We start from the raw sequence: 1,176 nt of genomic DNA on the forward strand, positions 1-1,176 counted from the left end.
TTACTCGACGATTTTCGACACGACGCCGGCGCCGACGGTGCGGCCGCCTTCGCGGATGGCGAAACGCAGGCCGTTTTCCATCGCGATCGGTGCGATCAGTTCAACCTCGAACGACACGTTGTCGCCGGGCATAACCATCTCGGTGCCAGCTGCCAGGGTCACAGTGCCGGTCACGTCAGTTGTACGGAAGTAAAACTGCGGACGGTAGTTCGCGAAGAACGGAGTGTGACGACCGCCTTCTTCCTTGGTCAGGATATAGGCTTCGGCTTCGAACTTGGTGTGCGGTGTAACCGAACCCGGCTTACACAGAACCTGACCACGCTCAACGCCTTCACGGTCGATACCGCGCAGCAGGGCGCCGATGTTGTCGCCCGCTTCGCCGCGATCCAGCAGCTTGCGGAACATTTCAACACCAGTACAGGTGGTTTTCTGAGTGTCACGGATGCCGACGATTTCGATCTCGTCGCCAACGTTGATCACGCCACGCTCAACACGGCCGGTCACAACGGTACCACGACCCGAGATCGAGAACACGTCTTCGACCGGCATCAGGAACGGCTGGTCAACAGCGCGCTCAGGTGTCGGGATGTACTCGTCCACGGCAGCCATCAGCTTGCGGATCGATTCTTCGCCGATTTCCGGCTTGTTGCCTTCCATCGCGGCCAGAGCCGAACCTGCGATGACAGGAATGTCGTCGCCGGGGTAGTCATACGAAGACAGCAGCTCGCGGATTTCCATTTCCACCAGTTCCAGCAGTTCTTCGTCGTCAACCTGATCCACTTTGTTCATGAACACGACCATGGTCGGGATGCCAACCTGGCGGCCCAGCAGGATGTGCTCGCGGGTCTGCGGCATCGGGCCGTCAGCAGCGTTCACAACCAGGATCGCGCCGTCCATCTGTGCGGCACCGGTGATCATGTTCTTGACGTAGTCGGCGTGGCCGGGGCAGTCGACGTGCGCATAGTGACGCGTGTCGGTCTCGTATTCCACGTGGGCGGTCGAGATGGTGATGCCACGTGCTTTTTCTTCAGGCGCGCCGTCAATCTGATCATACGCTTTGAAGTCACCGAAATACTTGGTGATTGCTGCGGTCAGCGTGGTCTTGCCGTGGTCAACGTGGCCAATCGTGCCGATGTTGACGTGCGGCTTATTACGCTCAAACTTTTCCTTTGCCAT

General features: G+C 58.8%; 1 protein-coding gene. It reads right to left on the reverse strand.

The annotated features are described in order from the left end of the window. Window positions 1-1,176 (reverse strand): elongation factor Tu (gene tuf, locus AC2FD9_RS23125; RefSeq protein WP_108861257.1); only part of this gene is annotated, 1,176 nt, incomplete at its 5' end.

It is taken from the genome of Ruegeria sp. YTSC230, from assembly GCF_059609665.1.